Origin of the sequence: Thioclava sp. UBA3469 (assembly GCF_002378135.1) — a bacterium.
GTDB classification, from domain to species: Bacteria; Pseudomonadota; Alphaproteobacteria; order Rhodobacterales; family Rhodobacteraceae; genus Thioclava; species Thioclava sediminum.
In genome coordinates, this window is record NZ_DFRG01000017.1 from 15,132 (window position 1) to 33,980 (window position 18,849).

Consider the following 18,849-nt stretch of genomic DNA (forward strand, 5'->3'; position numbering starts at 1 on the left):
CGTCATTTGGAGGTCGGGCGTGCGGCTGCGCCCCAGGGGAAGCGGCCGACTTTCACGGTGTCGATCGGCTCGAGCGTGGCGATATCGATCACCGTCACATCGCCAGAGACACCGTTCGTCGTGAACAGTTTCGTCTGATCCGGCGAGGTCGCCATGTGCCAGACACGGCGCCCGACGAGGATGTATTTTTCGACCTCGAAGGTCTTGGCGTCGACCACCGCGATATGGTTCGCGGGCCCAAGCGCAATGAAAACCTTCGAGGCGTCGGGCGAGAACCGCATGCCGACGGGCTGGATCTTCTCAGGGCGCACGCCCTTAAGCGTGAAGGAAATCTTGCCGATCTCACTGTGGTCCGAGGTGTCGAAGATCGCGACCGTGCCGCCGATCTCGGAACTGACCCAGAGCTGCGCGCCGTCTGGACTGAACTCGGCATGGCGCGGGCGCGGATCGACGAGGGAATTTGCGATGATCTTATGCGTTTCGGTGTCGATCCAATGCGCCATGTTCGTCGTTTCCGAGGTCGTCACCTGAACCTTCCCGTCGGGCGAAATACCCATGCCTTCGGGTTCGACGCCGACATCGATTTGCGCCACCACTTTTCGGGTTTGGGTGTCGACCACAGTGGTGATCGCGTCATCCTCGTTCGCGATGTAGAGAAGCCGGTCGTCCGGGGCGATCACGAACTGCTCGGGGTCTTCGCCTGAAGGCAGATCGTGCAGGATCTCGCCGGTATCGGGGTCCATCACCTGCACCGCGTCGCTGTCCGAGGCACAGATATAGACTCGTTTGAAATCGCGGCTGAATGTGATCCCGCGTGGACGTTCCCCGGTATCGAAACTGTGCAGCACTTTGAGGCTATTTGCATCGATCACCGAGACCGTGTCGTCAGCTTCGTTGGTGACCCAGATTTCGTCCGCGAAGGCCGGACTCGCGAGCAGGGTCGTCAGAAGAAGGGCGCGGATCATTGGCTGTCTCCGAAGGCGGCGCAGGTGGATTCGGGGGCGTCGATGCCCAGTGTGTCGAGCTCGTTGGTTTGGTGCAGAAAGCCCTCGAGCGGGGCGAGCGCGGTCAGCGCACGCTCGGTCACCAACGGGATCGGCTGACGCAGCTGACCGTTCCAGTTGCGAAACGAGAGCGGTCGGCCGAGGAAACCCGCGAGGCGAAATTCGTCCGAGAGCATGTAGCGGCGCAGGGTCGCAGGGTCCGTCGATTGCGTGCGGGTGAAAGCCTCACCCACAGCCGCAACCGCGACCCAAGCGGCGAAATCGCCCTGCGCCATCTCGCGGCCTGCGGCTTCGCGGAAACGGTTTTGCAGCTGCGCCGCGCCATATTGCTCGACCACGCCCGACCAGCCCACGGGCTTCAGCCCTTCAGAGCCCGCCAACGGGCGCGGAAGCCAGCTGTTATAGGCGATGTAACGCGCGAAATCTCCCGGCTCGTCGGAGACGAGTAGGAGGTCGTGATCGGGGAGGTCTTGCGTAAAGAGCGGCACCTCGGCAGCAGCCGCCCGGCGCATATCGGCATCGAAGGCCCATTCCTTCTCGCCCGCGAGCGTCAGGCCGAATTTGGTGAGCGCGCGTTTCAGTGCGGCAGTGAAGGCCAGGTCCTCGGGCAATTGCCCGGAGATCAGGGCCAGCTTGCGCCATTTCTTGAAAAGGATGAACTGCGCCAGCGCATCCGCGCGCATCGCATAGCTCGGTGCAGTGTGCAGCACGTTCCTGCGGCAGTCATCACCACGCAGCGCATCGTCCTGCGTCGAGGCATCGAGGATAAGCACGTCCTTTGCTTCGGGCAGGTCGGCTAACGCCAGCAGGTCCGGGGCAGGGGCTTTGACGACGAGCACCTTCGCGCCGTCAGCCAGCACGGATTTCGCGGCACCCAGAAAATCGTCTTGGGGGGCGATGACGGTTTCGTTCGATGCGTAATCCTGCCCGGTAAAGCGCCCGGTCGTGCGGATGTCGCCGATCGCAAGCCGCGTGCCGTCGAGACCCAGACTCTCGGGAACCGCCGCTATGTTCGAGAGAATCGGCGGCGGCGTGACCTGATGCTCCAGCCAGTCGATGCGCAACGTTTCCGATGACGCAGGCGCGCCAAGGAGCAGCGCGGCACAAACCCCGATGAGCCATTGGATTCGCAAAGATTTCCTCCCATGCCGGACTCCTCCGGCAACGCCATGCTGCGAAGCGGAGGTGCAAGGTGCAATACGACCAAGGTATAAGCCGCACCTGCGGGCGCACTCGCCGCGGCTATGCTAGGATCGTGCGAAGGAAGGTTTCATCGGAGCAGGAGGGGAATGCGATGCGCGCGATGATCTGCACGGCTATTCTGGTGGTGAGCGTGCCCCTTGGTGCCGTGGCCCAGCAATCGGATGAAGGCGGAGATTTCCACGGGGACCTGAACCCCGAGGAGTTGTCGCTCGACCGGGCGCTGCGCGACGTCGGGCGAGGTGAGACCTCGATGACCAATTGCGCGATGGGCTACCTGATCACCAAGTCGGGCCGTCATGCCGAAGCGCGTCAGCTCTTCGAGCGATGCTCGCGCGACGGTTGGACAGGGGCGATGACGTGGATGAGCCAGCTCGACGACAACGGTCTGGGTGGCCCCCTCGATCCGGGCGCAGCCGCTGACTGGGACAAGCGCGCCGCCGATCTGGGCGACCCGGTGGGGATGTTCAATCGCGGGCTCGACCTGATGCGCGGACGCGGCGTCGCGCGCGACGAGGCGGCGGGGCGGGCACTCGTGGATCGCGCGGCAAAGGCAGGTCTTCCCACGGCGCAGCGGCTTCAGGGAGCGGGTTACGACCTCGATGAAGTCACGCCCGATGCCGACAATTGGAAATACGCGCCGGTCTCTTGACCGGATGCGGGCGGCGGCCGGGTCTTCCTCTTCCCATACGCGATCCGGCTGCCCGAACCAGTGTGATCTACGACCAAGGTAGGGGGGTGAGCTTGATGCGGATCAAGCCCGCCGCTCGGAGACAGGGGCATTGTGCGGGGCGAAAGACAGTCGCAATGAAGAAGAGGTTCTCCGATGTTTCGCCCCGTCCTGGCCGCCACCGTCCTGATCTGCCTGAGCCTTCCGGCCGCTGCCGAGACCTATAAGAAGGTCAAGACAGATGCTGGTGGAGCTCTATTCGAGACCTCCTGCCTGCGTTGCCACTCGGTCGATGCCGACAAGGCGAGCTACGGTCCGCTCTTGAACGGTGTCGTCGGTCGTCGTGCGGGCACCTATCAAGGCTATCCATATTCCGAGGCGCTGAAGGCTGCGGGCTTTGTCTGGACGCCCGGCGCGCTGCGCGCCTGGATGGAGGACAATGACAAATTCGTCCCCGGCACCAAGATGCGCCATGTCGGGATCGAGGATCCGACAGTGCAGGATTTCATCGTCACCTATCTGACATCGTTGAATTGATCTCTTCCGCGTCGTCGTTCCTCCCGGCCGCGCGGTGGCTTTGACGGTCCGGTTCGGTCCGGGCGGGGTCGCACAGGGCGTAAGACCAATGGACAATATACGCCGCGATCCCGCCGTCGATACTTGAGCCGTGATGCATCGTGAGTGCGCGTGACCCCCGCGTCGCACCACGGGCGGGAGACCAAAGGGAGGACATGATGAACAGATTTGTATTGGCAGCCGTCGTTGCCATTTCCTGTCTCGGAACGGCTGTGAGCGCCGGTGTGACCGAGGAGGATCTGGCCAATGACCAGACCAGCACCGATAACGTGCTCACCAACGGGATGGGGCGCCATCTGCAGCGTTATTCGCCGTTGGAAACCCTCAACAAGGACAACGTGAAGAACCTCGTTCCGGCCTGGGCCTTCAGCCTTGGCGGCGAGAAGCAGCGCGGTCAGGAAAGCCAGCCGCTCGTTTATGACGGGGTCATGTATGTAACGGGTTCCTATTCGCGTATGTGGGCGATCGACCTGAAATCCGGCGAGGAGATCTGGCAATATGACGCGCGCCTCCCCGAAGGCATCCTGCCATGCTGTGACGTGATCAACCGCGGCGCCGCGATCTATGGCGACAACATTTATTTCGGCACGCTCGACGCGCGCATCGTGGCGCTCGACCGCAAGACCGGCAAGACGGTCTGGAACAAGAAGATCGCCGATTACAAGGAAGGGTATTCCTACACCGCCGCGCCCTTGATCGTGAACGGAATGGTCATCACCGGCAATTCTGGCGGCGAGTTCGGCATCGTCGGTGAGGTGCAGGCTCGTGACGCCGAGACCGGCGAGCTGGTCTGGACGCGTCCGACAATCGAAGGCCACATGGGCACGCTCAATGGTGAAGAGAGCACCATGACCGGCACGCTCAACGCGTCCTGGCCGGGCGACATGTGGAAAACCGGCGGCGGCGCGACCTGGCTTGGCGGTTCCTATGACGCCGACACCGATACGCTCATCTTCGGGGCGGGCAACCCGGCGCCTTGGAACTCCTGGCTGCGCAATGCTGGCGAGAAGAATGACGGCAGCGGCGACAACCTGTATGCGGCTTCGCGTCTGGGCATCGACCCAAAGACCGGCGAAATCAAATGGCACTTCCAGACCACTCCGCGCGAGGGTTGGGATTTCGACGGCGTGAACGAAGTCGTGGCCTTCACGGACAAGGACGGCAACAAGCGTTTCGCCACCGCCGATCGCAACGGCTTCTTCTACGTGCTGAACCGCGACGATGGTAAATTTATTGCGGCCTATCCTTTCGTGAAGGATATCAACTGGGCGAAGGGCATCGATGCGAACGGTCGCCCGATCTATAATGAGGAAATGCGCCCCGGTGCGCCGAACACCAGCTCGGAGGATGGCAAAGGTCAGCAGGTCTTCGCGGTGCCTTCGTTCCTCGGTGGCAAGAACTGGATGCCGATGAGCTACAGCCAGAAGACCGGCCTGTTCTATGTGCCCTCGAACGAATGGGGCATGGATATCTGGAACGAGCCGATCTCCTACAAGAAGGGCGCGGCCTATCTGGGTGCGGGCTTCACGATCAAGCCGCTCTTCGAGGATTACATCGGTTCGCTCAAGGCGATGGACCCCGCGACCGGTGAGGTGAAGTGGGAATACAAGAATGACGCGCCGCTCTGGGGTGGCACGATGGCCACCGCGGGCGGTCTCGTGTTCTTCGGCACCCCCGAGGGCAAGTTCATGGCTCTCGACGACGAGACCGGCGAAGAGCTTTGGTCGTTCCAGACCGGCTCTGGGATTGTCGGTCAGCCGATCACCTGGGAAGAAGATGGCGAGCAATATGTTTCCGTCATGTCCGGCTGGGGCGGCGCGGTGCCGCTCTGGGGTGGCGAGGTGGCCAAGCATGTGAACTATCTCAATCAAGGCGGCATGGTCTGGACGTTCCGCCTGCCCAAGCAGTTGGCCTCGGCTAACTGATTGCTTGATCATCAACGAAATGCCTGGGCGCGAAGGGAAACCTTCGCGCCCTTTCACGTTCCATGCCGACTCTGTCGCGCGTTTCGGCGGGATAAGACTTTTTGCCAGTATGACAGGTCAGAGGGGCGCGATAGGCTAAAGAAAAGGCGGGCGAGGTTCCGCCAAGCCATGCCGAAGGACGCATTATGAAGGATCGCGCTGCCAGTCCGAAGAGGGTCGAATTCAATGCGGCGATGATCGTCGAAGATCATCCGTTATTCTGCGACGCGCTGGCCATGACCCTGCAGGCCGTCGCGGGGATCGAGACAGTCGCACAGGCGGAGCGTCTGGGCGACGCGATACAAATGATTGAAGAGGGGGCCGCACCGGACGTTATCGTGCTCGACCTGAACCTGCCGGACGTTAACGGGCTCGACGGGTTGATGCGGCTCAAACAGGCTGCCCCGGACAAACCGATCGTCGTCGTTTCCTCGCTCGACGAACCGCGGGTGATCCGCTCGGCGATCCTCGCGGGTGCGGCAGGTTTCGTGCCCAAACATTCGCGGCGCGAGTTGTTCAGGGCCGCTTTCGCCGCAATCAGCCGCGGTGAGGTCTTCGTGCCGGAGACGAGTGGCGAGGCGCTGGCCGGGGGCAACGGTATTTCTCCTCAGGACGAGGCGATCCGACGTCTCAGCCAGCTCACCCGGCAACAGGCGAATATCCTCGAGCAGATCTGCGAAGGCAAAATGAACAAGCAGATCGCCTTCGACCTCGATATTGCCGAGACCACCGTGAAAGCGCATGTGACCGCGATCATGCGCAAGCTCGGCGTTTGCTCGCGCACGCAGGCAGTCCTGATCGCGCGCGAGGCGCAGAGTATGACGGGATTGCCCGAAGGCTGGAGGGCAGGCTAATCTTTCCGTTCAGGGAGGAGATATGCTGGATATTCACGACTCGCGCGCCGGCCCAGGCTGTCCGCGCTCTGCCTATGCGCCTGCGCAGGCGCCGGATTCACTGCGCCGGATCGCGGAAGATCTGGGTGAAGGCCCGTTTGCTCAGGTTTTTCTCTTCGTTGATCCCGGCGCCGATCTCGACAGTCTCGTGCAAGAAGGTCGCGCGCTCTTCCCTGGCGCTGAAGTCGTAGGCTGCACCACTGCCGGAGAGATCACCGGGAACGGCTACGATGAAGGCCAGATAGTGGGCTTCGCGCTACCGGTGAAGGGATTTTCAACTGAGACTCTGATCATCGAAGATCTAGACCGGCTTGATACAAAAGCGCTGGTGTCCGAGCTGTTGCGCGCCCGGCAAAGCCTCGGGCGTCTCGCGTTCGAGCGGGCGAATGAATTCGCGATCCTGTTGGTTGACGGCCTTTCGGGGCAGGAGGACCAGCTGGTTTCCGCACTTTCGGGTGGGCTCGGGCCGGTGCCAGTGTTCGGGGGGTCGGCGGGGGACGGCAACAAGTTCGAGCGTGCCGAGTTGTTTGCCCGCGGACGGCGTTTCGAGAATGCAGGAATCCTGACGCTTGTCCGTTCCGCCTGCGAGGTGAAGCTGTTTTCATTTAACCACTTGCAGCCCACCTCCTCGCGAATGGTGGTGACAATGGCCGATCCCGGCGCGCGTTCGGTGCTGCGGATCAATGACGAACCGGCAGCCCGCGAATACGCGAGGCTGCTGGGGCTCAGCGTCGCCGACCTTTCGCCGACAGTCTTTGCCGCGAACCCGATCCTCGTGCGCGTCGGCGGGCGTTATCACGCGCGTTCGATCCAGCAAGTCGGGCCGGGAGAATCGCTGATATTCTTCGCCGCGATCGATGCCGGCTTGGTCCTGACCCTGGGCCGCCCTGACGATATCTCCGCTCATCTGGCGCGCGAACTTGACGCGCTCTCGGCCAGTCGCAGACCTTCGGCCGTGCTGGGATTTGATTGCATCTTTCGCCGCTTCGAAGCTGAGGGCAAGCAATGCGCCCGCGCTGTTTCCGATACGCTGGCGCGCCATGGCGTGGTCGGTTTTTCGACCTATGGCGAACAGATCGGCGCAATGCATGTGAACCAGACCATGACTGGCGTGGCTTTCTTCCCGCCTGAACCATCGGGGATGGAGCCATGAGGCAGTCCCTGGCCGCTTCGCTGCTCGATCCCGGCGATACGTTGGAGCGTCAGAACGCGAAACTTCTGACCATCGCTGAGGCGCTGATCCAACATTCCGAGGAGATGAACGAGGACCGGGGAGCCGCCTTCGCCCAGTTCCAGCGCGCCGCAATGCTCGAAGAACAGGTCCGCGCGCGCACGCGTGATCTGGAACGGGCGCTCGATCTTCTCAACGTTTCGAATGCGCGATTGGCCGATGCGAACCGCGAGACCGAAACCGCGCGGCAAAACCTCGCCGCGGCGATCGAGACCGTGCAGGATGGGTTTGCGCTATTCGACGCCCAGGACGTGCTCGTGATGGCCAATTCGCGTTTCAACGCGCTTCTTGATGACGTGCGTGACGAGATCGTGCCGGGGATGCAGTTTGACGACTACCTCGAACTCGTGGCGGGATCGACGCATCTGCACATGTCCGACGGGATGAGCCGTGGCGACTGGATCGCAATGCGCCGCGCGCGCCATGCCGAGCACCACTTCATTTTGAACCAGCGGATGGGGGACGACCGCTGGATGCAAGTCAGCGAACATCGCACGCATGATGGCGGGACGGTTATCTTGCAGACGGAGGTGACGGATCTGATCCGCGCCGAAAGGGAGAAACGGGGGCGGCTCCTCGACGATCAGGCGAAAATCCTGCGCGCGACGCTGGAGCACCTGAAACTCGGCGTCTGCATTTTCGACTCGCGGTTGCAGCTTCTGGGCTGGAACGCGCGGCTTGGCGAATTTCTTCTTCTGCCGCGCAACCGGCTGCGCGAAGGGATGCATTTCGACGCGATCCTGGAACAGGTTCGCGACCAGTTCACCTTTCCCAACGGGCTCTCTGCGCATCGTCTCGGGGATTGGGTGCGGCGTGCGCTGCGCCGCGACCAGTTCGAGGTCGAGGTGACGCGGGAGGGCGGCAAGGTCTTCGAGATCTTTGCGCAGGAATTGCCTGACGGTGGCTTTGTCATGTCGCTCTCCGATGTCTCGGCGGAGCGGCACGCGATCGAAGGGCTGAGCCGCGTGAACGAGACGCTGGAGGCGCGCGTGACCGAGCGCACGCTGGAGTTGGAGGATGCGCTTGCCAGTGCCGAACGCGCCAACGCATCGCGCGCCCGGTTCGTGGCCGCCGCAAGCCACGACCTTCTCCAACCCTTGTCGGCAGCAAAACTCTATCTCGCATCGCTGGGCGAAGAGAAAACGTCAGATATCGCAGCGAGAACCGTCGAGAAGGCACAAAACGCACTCTTGTCGGTGGAAGGCATTCTCGGCGCATTGCTCGATATTTCTCGGCTGGAATCGGGCCACGTCTCGGTCGATATGGGGCCCGTTGCGCTGGGCCCGATATTCGCGGCGCTGCGCGATGAATTCGCCATGCATGCCCGTCTCAAGGGGCTCGATTTCCGTATCGTGTCGACTGACGCTGTCGTTGTCTCGGATCGCGCTTATCTACGGCGAATTCTGCAGAACCTGATTTCGAATGCGATCCGTTACACAGAGACCGGCGGCGTATTGATGGCTTTGCGCCACCGCCGAGATGAGCTTGTGATCGAAGTGCGCGATAGCGGCCCGGGGATTGCAGAAGATGATCAGGATAAAATCTTCCACGAATTCCATCGCCTGAACGCGAAGGCGTCCGCGTCGGAAGGCATGGGGCTGGGGCTCGCGATCGTGGAACGTGCTGCAGCGGTCCTGGGGCACCCGCTGACGCTGCGCTCGGCACCGAGGCGCGGTTCAACCTTCACTTTGGGCCTGAAGCCCGCGCTTGGAGGGGCAGCACGGGCCGAAAATGACGTGGTGACACCGGTGCGCGACCCCGAGGGTGGCGATATCGTCGTGTTGCTGGTCGAGAACGACGCGGATCTCTCACGCGCGATGACGCAACTTCTCGAAAAATGGGGAGCGACGGTTCTCGATGTCGATAGCGGCGAAGCGGGGCTGGAACTTCTCGAGGCAACGGGGCTAGAGCCGGACGCCTGCCTTATCGACTATCAACTCGGCGATGGAATGGATGGACTGCAGCTGATTGCCGCCTTGCGTCAAAAGATCGGCTCCGTTCCGATGCGCTTGGTTACTGCGGATCGTTCAGAAGAGTTGCGCAAGATGGCTGCGGCAGCGCAGGTCGAGATGCTCACCAAGCCAGTGCCGACTTCGCAGTTGGCGGCGTTTCTCTTCGGATCTCAGCGCCGCGCAGGCTGAGCGTCGCCGCGCTCGGTTGCATGGGCCAAAGGCTTCAAATGAGTCGGTATTGGCCCATGCATGGGGCGTTCCTGCGCCTCAGTGATTGTGCCGCGGCAGTCTCTTCGCAAGCTGACGGAACTGCTCGGCGTCGCGAATCGTCGCACCGTCGGCCATCTGCGTGACGGTCTCGCGGTAGAGCTTCTGCCACGGGGTCGCTGCCTCGGGAATCGGCGGCAGGTCGCCAGCCTTGCGCGCTGCCAGTTCGTCGTCGGCAACGAGCATGTCGCAGCGCCCGGTGTTCAGATCGATCCGGATCGTATCGCCCGTGCGCAGCCATGCCAGCCCGCCGCCCGCCGCGCTCTCGGGTGACGCGTTCAGGATCGAGGGGCTGTCCGAGGTGCCTGATTGTCGCCCGTCACCGATCGTCGGCAGGCTGGTTATGCCGCGTTTCAGCAAGCGATCCGGCGGCTGCATGTTCACCACTTCCGCAGAGCCCGGCCAGCCGAGCGGACCCGCCCCCCGGATCACGAGGATCGAGGATTCGTCGATCTCGAGTGCGGGGTCGTTGATGCGGGCATGATAGTCTTCCGAGCCGTCGAAGACGAAGGCCGTGCCCTCGAGAATTCCCTCGCGGCCCGGCTCACTGAGATAACGCTCGCGGAACTCCGGCGAAATCACCGAGGTTTTCAGGATCGCGAAGTCGAAGAGATTGCCAGAGAGGACATAGAAGCCCGCGCGCTCCATCATCGGCTCCTCGAAACGGTAGATCACCTCGCGATCGGTGCTCTCGTGCCCGTCTAAGTTCTCCGCCATGCTGTGACCGGTGACGGTGGGACAGTCGCCGTTCAGCTGTCCCGCCTGCAGCAGTTCCCACAGGATCGCAGGGACACCGCCCGCGCGGTGGAACCGTTCGCCCAGATATTTCCCGGCGGGCTGCACATTGGCCAGCAGCGGGATGTCGTAGCCATGCGTTTGCCAGTCCGACGGATCGAGCGTCACGCCCGCATGTTTCGCCATTGCCATGATATGCGGCTGGGCATTGGTCGAGCCGCCGATCGCCGCGTTCAGTTTGATCGCGTTCAGGAAGGCCTCGCGGGTAAGGATGTTCGAGGGCCGGATGTCCTCGTGAACCAGTTCAACGGCACGGCGCCCGGTGCGATAGGCCATCTGGCCGCGGGCGCGATAGGCCGCCGGTATCGCCGCACAGCCGGTGAGCGACATACCCAGCGCCTCCGCGATGGCGTTCATGGTAGAGGCCGTGCCCATCGTGTTGCAGTGGCCAACCGAGGGCGCGCTGTCGAGCGCGGTTTCGAGAAACTCGTCGCGGGTGATTTCGCCCGCGGCGTATTTGCGGCGTGAACGCCAGATCACCGTGCCCGAGCCCACGAGTTCTCCCTCGTGCCAGCCGTCGAGCATCGGCCCGCCGGACAGAACGATCGCGGGTAGGTCGACCGTCGCCGCGGCCATCAGGGCCGACGGGGTGGTCTTGTCGCAACCCGTGGTCAGCACGACACCGTCGAACGGGTAGCCGTAAAGCAGTTCGACAAGACCCAGATAGGCGAGGTTGCGATCGAGCGCGGCGGTCGGACGCTTGCAGTTCTCAAAGAGCGTATGCGTCGGGAATTCGATCGGGATGCCGCCTGCATCGCGGATCCCGTCGCGCACGCGCTTGGCGAGATCCAGATGGTGGCGGTTGCATGGGTTCAGGTCGCTGCCCGACTGGGCGATCCCGATGATCGGCTTGCCCGCGCGCAACTCTTCAGGCGTCGTGCCGTAATTCATGAAGCGTTCGAGATAAAGCGCAGTCAGGTCGGCATGATCGGGATTGTCGAACCAGTCTTGCGAGCGCAGGCGGCGTTCGGTTTTGGTCATGATCTTTCCTCGAGAAGGGACACGCTGTTGAGCGTCTCAAGATGAAGCAGCAGCCCGGAATGATCGACGTCGCCGTTTCCAGCGGCGACGAAGGCCTCGTAGGCCGCACGCACGGTATCGGTCAGCGGGAGCTCGAGATGGTTCGCGTTCGCAAGCGTCTCGACGCCGCGAAGGTCTTTCAGCTGCAGTCGCGACGGGCCGCCTAGGGTGAAATCGCGGGCGATCATCCGCGCGCCATGCAGTTCGAGGATGCGGCTTTCGGCAAAGCCACCGCGGATCGCGTCGCGGAATCTCGCGGGATCTGCGCCGCCCGCTCTCACGAGGACCATCGCCTCGGCGACCGCGCCGATGGTGACCGCGACGATCTGCTGATTGGCCAGTTTGCAGACCTGACCGGCGCCCGCAGGGCCGACATGGGTCATTCGCCCAAGTGGTTCGAGCACGGGCGCGATCCGCGCGATCGTCTCTTTCGGCCCACCCGCCATCAAAGCGAGCGTTCCGCTCTCGGCGCCCGCAGTGCCGCCCGAGACAGGGCAGTCTATCTGCGTCACGCCAAGCTCTTCGAGCCGGGCGGCATGATCGCGCGCCACATCCGGCGCGATCGACGAGGTGTCGATCAGCACGCTGCCCGGGCGCAGGGCTTCGGCTGTGCCTTGCGCAAACAGCACGTCGGCCACCGCTGCACCATCAGAAAGCATGGTGAAGGTGATATCCGCCTTCGCTACGGCCTCGGCGGGGCTCCCCGCCTGCTCGGCCCCGGCGGCGACCAGCGCGCGGGCCTTTTCGGCAGCGCGGTTCCATACGGTGACGGGATAGCCCGCCCCGAGGAGGCGCCGAACCATCGGCGCCCCCATTAGACCTGTGCCCAGAAAAGCAATATTGGGGAGCGGCTGTGTCACGCGGCACCTTCCAGTTCATCCTCGATATGCGCTTGGATGATCGCGTCAAAGCTGTCTTCCGAGGTGAAGCCGAGTTGGCGGGCGCGGGTCGCGTCGAAGCCTGCGGCCCAGCTCTCGCACATCTTGGTGATCATCGCGTCTGGCTCGCGCCGGATCAGGGCGACAGCCTTTTGTCCTGCAACTCGGCGCAAGGCTTCGATCTGTTCGCCGACTGTGGCGCTGACACCCGGCATCGAAAGGTTGCGGCGCGGCCCGACCTCATCCAGATCGATATCGGCTGCGTGCAGCATGAAACCCACTGCCGAGCGCGGCGAGGTGTGCCAGTGCCGGATCGTCTCGGGCACCGGAAGCACGGCTTCCTGACCCACCAGGGGTTCGCGCAGGATGTTCGAGAAGAAGCCTGACGCTGCGGCATTCGGTTTGCCCGGACGGATGCAGATCGTGGGCAGGCGGATGCCGATCCCGTCGAAGAAACCATGGCGCGAATAGTCCGACAGCAGCAATTCGCAGATCGCCTTCTGGGTGCCGTAGCTGGTCAGGGGCGTCGCGTGGAACTCGTCGGGGATCGGATAGGGCAGCGGCGCGCCCACCACCGCGATGGAAGAGGCGAAGACCACCCGCGGACGATAGCCATCGGCGAGATTCGCGTGACGGATTGCCTCGAAGAGTGCGCGGCTGCCGTCGAGATTGATCCGGTAGCCCTTTTCGAAATCTTTCTCGGCCTCGCCCGAAACGATCGCGGCTAGGTGGAAGATTACATCAGGCCGCGCGGCGATCAGTTTCTCTGCCGTGCCTGCTTCGGACAGGTCGGCTTGCAGGCAATCGGAGGTGCCTGAGTATCCCTCCGGCGTTTCCGGGGCGATTACGTCGACCAGCGACAGGTGGTCGACCGCTTTGCCCTGAAGGGGCGCTCCTCGGACGATTCGACCGGTGAGTTTTCGGCCAACCATTCCCGCCGCGCCGACAATGAGTGCGTGCATAACGTGTCTCCTCCCTGAGAAATTCGCAGTCCAGCATCAAAGATGTTGTAATGTTGTCTGATAACCAGATATATGCGGGATGCAAATCATTTTTGTCCAGCTGGTCGAGATGGGGCGACGGGCGAGCACGAAGAACAAGAGTGGGGGAGATAGGCATGCAGAAAGGTGAGGCGGCGAAGGAACTTTGCACGATGCTAGGCGGCGACATGGTCTCGACCGATGCCGGGCTGATCGCGCGCCATTGCCAGGACTGGCACGGCGACATCACCAGTTCTGCCATTGCGCTTTTGCGACCGCGGAGCACCGAAGACGTATCCCGCGCCGTGCGAGCCTGTGCAAAGCTCGGGCTCGGCGTTGTGCCACAGGGGGGGCGTAGCGGACTTGCTCTGGGCGCGGTGCCCGATGCGCCTGAGTCTCAGGTCGTGTTGTCGCTCGAGCGTATGGACCGGGTCCGCAGCCTGAGCGCACAGGATTTCACGGCGGTTGTCGAAGCTGGTGTCGTGCTCGAGTCGTTCAAGGAAGAAGTGGCCGAGGCCGGTCTCTACTTCCCGCTCGCGCTCGGCGCGCAAGGCACCTGCCAGATCGGTGGCAATGTCTCGACCAATGCGGGCGGGGTGAACGTCCTGCGCTATGGAATGACGCGCGAGCTGGTGCTCGGGCTTGAGGTCGTCCTGCCGGACGGTCGCGTGCTCGATCGGCTCAGTCGGCTGCGCAAGGATAATCGCGGGATCGATCTCAAGCAGCTTTTCATCGGAGCCGAAGGGGTGCTGGGCATCGTCACGGCCGTGTCCTTCAAGCTGATGCCCGCACCCGACCAAGTCTCGACCGCGTTGCTGGCGCTCGACTCGCTAGAAGATGCGATCGAGCTTTACCGTCTCGCGCGTCGCCAGTGCTGTGACCTCATGTCGGCCTTCGAATTCCTGCCCGCCGAGGCATTCACGCTCGCACGCGAGGGTATTCCCGATCTTTCGCTGCCGCTTGAGCCCGCACATCGCGCCTATGCGCTGGTTGAGCTTTCGGGCTCGGGTCTCGTCGATATCGAGGCTCTTCTTTCTCAATTCCTCGAACTGGCGATGGAAGAGGGGCTCGTGCGCGACGGCGTGGTCGCGCAGTCGGAAGCTCAGGCGCGGAATATCTGGCTGGTGCGTGAGGGGATGAACGAGGGGCAGGCGCGGCGCGGAAAACATCTGCGCACGGATCTCTCGGTGCCGCTTTCAGAACTGGCTGCGTTCGTTGCTGAGGCCGAGGCGGCGGTCGGAGAAGCCTTGCCCGGGGCGGTCTGCGTCTCCTACGGTCACGTGGGGGATGGCAATGTGCATCTGAACGTGCTGCCAGACCCGGAGGGCATGGAGGCGCTCGATCAGCAGATTTTTCGAGCTAAAACAGTTCTCAACGGGGTCCTGGATCGCTATGACGGTTCGATCAGCGCAGAGCACGGGGTCGGACGTCTCAAGAAGGCCGACTTCGCCGCGCGCGCGTCTTCGGTTCAGCATGATCTGCTGGGGCGGATCAAGCGGGCGATCGATCCAAATTTGACGATGAACCCTGGGTGTCTGATCGACCTCGAAAGTTGACGGACTTGGGACGAGACGAGGAATGAGTGATGGATAATGAGTTCGAGCAGATTGCCCGCGCGGATCACCTGCCAACGCGGATCGCCACGCAGTTCGCCAAGCGGATTTATGATGGCGTGCTGAAAGCCGGTGACAAGCTGCCGACAGAGCATGCGATGTCCAAGACCTTCGGCGTGAGCCGCACCGTCGTGCGCGAAGCGATTGCGCAACTGCGCAACGAAGGGCTGGTCGAGACGCGACAGGGTGTCGGTGCCTTCGTGGTGGAGCGCAAAGCACGCCAGATCCGTCTCGAGGATGGCAAGAAGATGGACCGGCACGCCTTCAACGATCTCTATCAGGTGCGCGTGCCGCTGGAGATGGAAGCGGCTGCACTCGCAGCAGTGAACCACACCGAGGCCCAGATGGCGGCGCTCGACGCCGCGATGATGGGGCTGTCGGGTATTCGTGATTGGGGCAAGTCGGGCGTCACCGCCGACCTCGATTTCCACCGCATCATCGCCGAGGCGACGGGCAATGACTATTTCGTGCAATTCGTCACCGCGATCTCGGAGCGGATCAGCCATGTCATTACGATTGCGCGCGCCGAGGGGCAGCTCGACGATGTGATCGCGTGGACGATCGAAGAGCACGGGGCGATTTGCGAGGCCATTCGAGCGCGCAATCCCGCCGCGGCACGGGCCGCGATGCAGCGCCATCTGGTCAACTCCGCGGAACGTGTCGGCCTGCAGTTCGAATTCGTCGAGTAAGCTGAGCATCACATACGCTTGAGCCGCATAGGCGGCGCAGAATAGGGGTTGTATTTTAGGTTGTAGTGTTGTCTGACATCATATGTCAGTGCGGTATGAGGAGATACTGCGCCCGACAACATGGAGGGGGAATTGGCACCTATGCTCAATTTGGAAACGGGCCGTATTTTGCCCGAGGATGAAGCACGCGCCCTGCTGGTCGGCCGGGTCTGGTCGAAGGCGGAAGGCGGGCCCTGCGTAACCGTTCTGCGCAACGGAATCCTGCACGATCTTACGCATATCGCAGCGACGGTTTCCGGGCTTCTGGAATGCGACGATTTGCACGCAATTCTGCGGCGCGACGATCTGCCGGTGCTCGGCTCACTCAAGGATTTTCTGTCCGGGGCGGCCGGTCATCTCTTGGCCCCGATCGATCTTCAGGCGGTGAAGGCCGCGGGCGTCACCTTCGCTGAAAGTATGCTGGAGCGCGTGATCGAAGAACGCGCCGGCGGCGACCTTCAGGCCGCGCAGGACATTCGCGCCAAGCTTGCTCCGGTGATCGGTGAGAACCTGCGCGATATCTCTGCCGGATCGGAAGCTGCTGCGAAAGTGAAGGCACTGCTGCAGGAGATGGGCCTCTGGTCGCAATATCTCGAGGTCGGCATTGGTCCGGACGCAGAGATCTTCACGAAGGCCCAGCCCATGTCATCTGTCGGATGCGGTGCCGAGATCGGCATCCACCCGATTTCGGACTGGAACAATCCCGAGCCCGAGATTGTGCTGGCGATCCGCTCGGATGGCACGATCCTCGGTGCGACGTTGGGCAATGACGTAAACCTGCGCGACGTCGAAGGCCGCTCGGCGCTCCTGCTCGGCAAGGCCAAGGATAACAACGCCTCCTGCGCGATCGGGCCATTCCTGCGGATTTTCGACGACCATTTCACGCTCGCCGATGTCGAGACCGCGGTCGTCACTCTGCGCGTGCGCGGCACCGACGGGTTCGAGATGGCGGGTGAGAGCCGCATGGAGGCGATCAGCCGGTCGCCCGCCGAGCTCGCCCGGCAGATGCTCAATCGCAGCCACCAATATCCCGACGGCGCGGTCCTGTTCCTCGGCACGCTTTTCGCGCCGGTGCAGGATCGTCGTGCGCCGGGGCAGGGCTTCACCCACGAGACCGGCGACGAGGTCGAGATTGCTTCGCCGCGGCTCGGGGCTCTGGTGAACCGCGTCGCTCGCTGTGATGCCTGTCCCGAATGGGTCTTTGGCAGCCGCGCGCTGATTGCCAACCTGGTCGCCCGCGGCCTCGGCGACAGGGTGTAAGCGGATGCAGAAACTTATCGCACTCTTCTACCGTGGCCTCGACATCCTGCTGGCGCTTTTGCTCGCCGGGATGGCTCTGATGGTCTTTCTCAATGTCATCCTGCGCTACGCGTTCGATAGCGGCATTGCCGTCTCGGAGGAAATGTCGCGCTTCTTCTTCGTCTGGCTGACCTTCATCGGCGCCGTCGTCGCACACCATCACCATATGCATATGGGCATGGAGACGGTGGTCGCGGCCTTCGGTCGTCGCGGACGCATGGTCCTGATGGGGCTGAGCGAGATCGTGATCATCGGCTGTTCGGCGGTGCTCTTTATCGGCACATGGAAGCAGCTGCCGATCAACATGACGATGGGCGCTCCGGTAACGATGATGCCGATGGGCTTTGTCTACGGCACCGGGCTGTTCACGGGTGCCGGGATCATCCTCATCTCGCTCGAGCGGCTCTTCCGGTTGCTGACCGGTCGGATGAGCGACGCCGAGTTCGCCCGCTTCGCAGGCCAACATCATGACGCTGAAGATATCGAGGGGCGTGCATCATGACCCTCGTTGTCTTTCTTGTCGCGCTCATCGGCGCCATGGCCATCGGGGTTCCTGTTGCCTTCGCTCTGATCTTCTGTGGCATCGCGCTGATGGAATATCTGGGGATGTTCAACACCCAGATCATCGCCCAGAATATGGCGATCGGGGCGAATACCTTCACCCTTCTCGCGATCCCGTTCTTCATTCTCGCAGGCGAACTGATGAATGCCGGCGGGCTCTCGCGCCGGATCATCGACTTCGCGATCGCCTGCGTCGGGCATATCCGCGGCGGTCTGGGCATCGTCGCCATCATGGCGGCGGTGATCCTCGCCTCGATCTCTGGCTCGGCTGCCGCCGATAGTGCCGCACTCGCTGCGATCTTGCTGCCGATGATGAGCCGCGCCGGCTATGACGTGCCGCGTTCCGCCGGCCTGATCGCCGCAGGTGGCGTGATCGCGCCGGTCATCCCGCCCTCGATGGCCTTCATTATCTTCGGCGTCGCGAGCAACCTTTCGATCTCCAAGCTGTTCATGGCTGGCATCGCACCTGGTGTCCTGATGGGGACCGTGCTGATCGTCACTTGGCTCTTCGTTGCCCGGAAGGACAAGGCCGAGACGTTGCCGCGTGCCAGCTGGGGCGAGAAAGGCCGGGCAGGGATGCGCGCAATCTGGGCGCTTGGCATGCCGGTGATCATTCTCGGCGGTATCAAGTTCGGTGTCGTCACCCCGACCGAGGCTGCGGTGATCGCGACCTTCTATGCGCTCTTCGTCGGGCTCTTCGTCTATCGCGAACTCACCTTGAAGTCCCTGCCGGGCGTGTTCATCGCGGCAGGTCGCACAACGGCGGCGATCATGTTCCTTGTCTGTGCCGCGCTGGTCTCGGCTTGGCTCATCACGATGGCGAACATCCCCGCCGAGCTCGGCAGCATCATCGAACCGCTGATCGAGCATCCGAAGCTGCTCATGGCCTTCATCATGGTGCTGATTATTATGGTCGGCACCGCCCTCGATCTCACGCCGACGATCCTGATCCTGACCCCGGTGCTCTTGCCGCTGGTGCAGAAGGCGGGGATCGATCCGATCTACTTCGGTGTGATGTTCATCATGAACTGCTGCATCGGACTTCTGACGCCGCCTGTCGGTGTCGTCCTCAACGTGGTCAGCGGGGTCGGGAGGATCCCCCTTGGCCGTGTGATCATCGGTGTCTGGCCCTTCCTCGTGGCCGAGATCCTGGTGCTCTTCGTTCTCGTGGCCTTTCCGCAGATCGTGCTCGTTCCGGCACATTGGTTCTACTGACCG

General features: G+C 62.7%; 16 protein-coding genes. 11 read left to right on the forward strand and 5 right to left on the reverse strand.

Going from position 1 to position 18,849, the window contains the following annotated elements; genetic code table 11:
• Positions 1-2: 2 nt before the first annotated feature.
• Entirely contained in the window at positions 3-965 is a 963-nt protein-coding gene (locus tag B3D39_RS01385; RefSeq protein WP_274961982.1) for a YVTN family beta-propeller repeat protein, read from the reverse strand.
• Positions 962-2,137, reverse strand: coding sequence for an ABC transporter substrate-binding protein (locus B3D39_RS01390; protein ID WP_274961981.1), 1,176 nt, complete (start codon positions 2,135-2,137; stop codon positions 962-964). The genes B3D39_RS01385 and B3D39_RS01390 overlap by 4 nt, the downstream gene beginning before the upstream one ends.
• Before the next feature lie 161 nt (positions 2,138-2,298).
• Here B3D39_RS01390 and B3D39_RS01395 point away from each other — a divergent pair, with 161 nt between their 5' ends.
• From B3D39_RS01395 to B3D39_RS01420, 6 genes are all read left to right on the forward strand, one after another.
• Entirely contained in the window at positions 2,299-2,856 is a 558-nt protein-coding gene (locus B3D39_RS01395) for a tetratricopeptide repeat protein (protein WP_274961980.1), read from the forward strand.
• 174 nt (positions 2,857-3,030) lie between these two features.
• Complete coding sequence (locus tag B3D39_RS01400) at positions 3,031-3,411, forward strand: c-type cytochrome (protein WP_274961979.1); 381 nt, start codon at positions 3,031-3,033, stop codon at positions 3,409-3,411.
• A 197-nt stretch (positions 3,412-3,608) separates the two neighbouring features.
• A complete protein-coding gene (locus B3D39_RS01405) occupies positions 3,609-5,375 on the forward strand; it encodes a PQQ-dependent methanol/ethanol family dehydrogenase (RefSeq protein ID WP_274961978.1) in 1,767 nt (588 codons plus the stop codon).
• 185 nt (positions 5,376-5,560) lie between these two features.
• On the forward strand, positions 5,561-6,268 hold the full coding sequence (locus tag B3D39_RS01410; RefSeq protein ID WP_274961977.1) for a response regulator: 708 nt from the start codon (positions 5,561-5,563) through the stop codon (positions 6,266-6,268).
• 22 nt (positions 6,269-6,290) lie between these two features.
• Positions 6,291-7,460 (forward strand): FIST N-terminal domain-containing protein, encoded by a 1,170-nt coding sequence (locus tag B3D39_RS01415; RefSeq protein ID WP_078545503.1) that lies wholly within the window; start codon positions 6,291-6,293, stop codon positions 7,458-7,460.
• Complete coding sequence (locus B3D39_RS01420) at positions 7,457-9,679, forward strand: hybrid sensor histidine kinase/response regulator (protein ID WP_274961976.1); 2,223 nt, start codon at positions 7,457-7,459, stop codon at positions 9,677-9,679. Before B3D39_RS01415 ends, B3D39_RS01420 begins: the two co-directional genes overlap by 4 nt.
• Positions 9,680-9,757: 78 nt before the next feature.
• Here B3D39_RS01420 and B3D39_RS01425 read toward each other — a convergent pair whose 3' ends face one another.
• The 3 genes from B3D39_RS01425 to denD are packed head-to-tail and all read right to left on the reverse strand — an operon-like array spanning position 9,758 to position 13,412.
• A complete protein-coding gene (locus B3D39_RS01425; RefSeq protein ID WP_274961975.1) occupies positions 9,758-11,533 on the reverse strand; it encodes an IlvD/Edd family dehydratase in 1,776 nt (591 codons plus the stop codon).
• Positions 11,530-12,432: an NAD(P)-dependent oxidoreductase gene (locus B3D39_RS01430; RefSeq protein WP_274961974.1), complete on the reverse strand. Its 903-nt coding sequence runs from the start codon at positions 12,430-12,432 to the stop codon at positions 11,530-11,532. The genes B3D39_RS01425 and B3D39_RS01430 overlap by 4 nt, the downstream gene beginning before the upstream one ends.
• Positions 12,429-13,412 (reverse strand): D-erythronate dehydrogenase, encoded by a 984-nt coding sequence (denD, locus tag B3D39_RS01435; protein WP_274961973.1) that lies wholly within the window; start codon positions 13,410-13,412, stop codon positions 12,429-12,431. Before denD ends, B3D39_RS01430 begins: the two co-directional genes overlap by 4 nt.
• A gap of 155 nt (positions 13,413-13,567) precedes the next feature.
• Here denD and B3D39_RS01440 point away from each other — a divergent pair, with 155 nt between their 5' ends.
• From B3D39_RS01440 to B3D39_RS01460, 5 genes are all read left to right on the forward strand, one after another.
• Positions 13,568-14,986 (forward strand): FAD-binding oxidoreductase, encoded by a 1,419-nt coding sequence (locus B3D39_RS01440; RefSeq protein ID WP_078601896.1) that lies wholly within the window; start codon positions 13,568-13,570, stop codon positions 14,984-14,986.
• A 29-nt stretch (positions 14,987-15,015) separates the two neighbouring features.
• Positions 15,016-15,732, forward strand: coding sequence for a FadR/GntR family transcriptional regulator (locus B3D39_RS01445; RefSeq protein WP_078601895.1), 717 nt, complete (start codon positions 15,016-15,018; stop codon positions 15,730-15,732).
• Between the two features lie 141 nt (positions 15,733-15,873).
• Positions 15,874-17,031 carry a fumarylacetoacetate hydrolase family protein gene (locus B3D39_RS01450; protein ID WP_274961972.1) on the forward strand — a complete coding sequence of 386 codons (1,158 nt, stop codon included), beginning with the start codon at positions 15,874-15,876 and terminating at the stop codon, positions 17,029-17,031.
• A 4-nt stretch (positions 17,032-17,035) separates the two neighbouring features.
• Complete coding sequence (locus tag B3D39_RS01455) at positions 17,036-17,572, forward strand: TRAP transporter small permease (RefSeq protein WP_078601893.1); 537 nt, start codon at positions 17,036-17,038, stop codon at positions 17,570-17,572.
• Positions 17,569-18,846, forward strand: coding sequence for a TRAP transporter large permease (locus B3D39_RS01460; RefSeq protein WP_078545521.1), 1,278 nt, complete (start codon positions 17,569-17,571; stop codon positions 18,844-18,846). Before B3D39_RS01455 ends, B3D39_RS01460 begins: the two co-directional genes overlap by 4 nt.
• Positions 18,847-18,849: the final 3 nt, after the last annotated feature.

Coding starts and splice junctions, on each gene's coding strand:
- B3D39_RS01385 (WP_274961982.1), bottom strand. CDS start 965: ATGATCCGCGCCCTTCTTCTGACGACCCTGCTCGCGAGTCCGGCCTTC.
- B3D39_RS01395 (WP_274961980.1), top strand. CDS start 2,299: ATGCGCGCGATGATCTGCACGGCTATTCTGGTGGTGAGCGTGCCCCTT.
- B3D39_RS01400 (WP_274961979.1), top strand. CDS start 3,031: ATGTTTCGCCCCGTCCTGGCCGCCACCGTCCTGATCTGCCTGAGCCTT.
- B3D39_RS01405 (WP_274961978.1), top strand. CDS start 3,609: ATGAACAGATTTGTATTGGCAGCCGTCGTTGCCATTTCCTGTCTCGGA.
- B3D39_RS01410 (WP_274961977.1), top strand. CDS start 5,561: ATGAAGGATCGCGCTGCCAGTCCGAAGAGGGTCGAATTCAATGCGGCG.
- B3D39_RS01415 (WP_078545503.1), top strand. CDS start 6,291: ATGCTGGATATTCACGACTCGCGCGCCGGCCCAGGCTGTCCGCGCTCT.
- B3D39_RS01420 (WP_274961976.1), top strand. CDS start 7,457: ATGAGGCAGTCCCTGGCCGCTTCGCTGCTCGATCCCGGCGATACGTTG.
- B3D39_RS01425 (WP_274961975.1), bottom strand. CDS start 11,533: ATGACCAAAACCGAACGCCGCCTGCGCTCGCAAGACTGGTTCGACAAT.
- denD (WP_274961973.1), bottom strand. CDS start 13,412: ATGCACGCACTCATTGTCGGCGCGGCGGGAATGGTTGGCCGAAAACTC.
- B3D39_RS01440 (WP_078601896.1), top strand. CDS start 13,568: ATGCAGAAAGGTGAGGCGGCGAAGGAACTTTGCACGATGCTAGGCGGC.
- B3D39_RS01445 (WP_078601895.1), top strand. CDS start 15,016: ATGGATAATGAGTTCGAGCAGATTGCCCGCGCGGATCACCTGCCAACG.
- B3D39_RS01450 (WP_274961972.1), top strand. CDS start 15,874: ATGCTCAATTTGGAAACGGGCCGTATTTTGCCCGAGGATGAAGCACGC.
- B3D39_RS01455 (WP_078601893.1), top strand. CDS start 17,036: ATGCAGAAACTTATCGCACTCTTCTACCGTGGCCTCGACATCCTGCTG.
- B3D39_RS01460 (WP_078545521.1), top strand. CDS start 17,569: ATGACCCTCGTTGTCTTTCTTGTCGCGCTCATCGGCGCCATGGCCATC.